This is a genomic window from Haloferax sp. Atlit-10N (genome assembly GCF_003586325.1).
In the GTDB taxonomy this organism is placed as follows: Archaea; Halobacteriota; Halobacteria; order Halobacteriales; family Haloferacaceae; genus Haloferax; species Haloferax prahovense.
The window spans coordinates 1-441 of sequence record NZ_PSYX01000176.1 but is presented as its reverse complement, the minus strand read 5'-3'; the positions used below and the strand labels follow the sequence as shown (position 1 = coordinate 441).

Annotated in this window: 1 protein-coding gene and 1 pseudogene; both read left to right on the top strand. The window is 64.9% G+C overall.

All coding sequences use genetic code 11. The features are described from left to right. Positions 1–199 (top strand): nucleotide-binding domain containing protein (locus C5B91_RS21740; RefSeq protein ID WP_304999819.1); only part of this gene is annotated, 199 nt, incomplete at its 5' end. Continuing rightward, a pseudogene (locus tag C5B91_RS21735) lies at positions 199–441 on the top strand (4-hydroxythreonine-4-phosphate dehydrogenase PdxA); the annotation flags it as partial. The gene C5B91_RS21740 and the pseudogene C5B91_RS21735, both read left to right, overlap by 1 nt.

Genomic DNA, 441 nt, shown 5'->3' with positions numbered 1-441 from the left:
CGGTTCGACGACTATCGCGGTGCTCGACGAACTCGACGCGACATCGCTCGACCTGACGGGAATCGAACTTTCGGAGGGGGTTCCGCTCACCAGAATTCGCGGCGGACCGGCGGACGAGACGTTGCTCGTGACCAAGGCGGGGTCGTTCGGTGAGCCGACGACAATAGTTAATTGCCTCGACTTCATCGGTACGCGGTGATGACGGAAGCAGAGAGACCCCTCGTCGGCGTGACGATGGGAGACCCCGGTGGTATCGGAAGCGAGATAATCGTGAAGGCAGCACCGCAGGTGACCGACGACGCGGACGTGGTCGTCATCGGTGACGCAGACGCGGTCCGGAACGCGGTAGCGCAGTGCGGGAGCGACCTGACCGTCGAGGCGGTCGACACCGTCGCTGACGTTCGGTCCGCCCCGTCGACGCTGCCCGTCCTCGACCTCGAC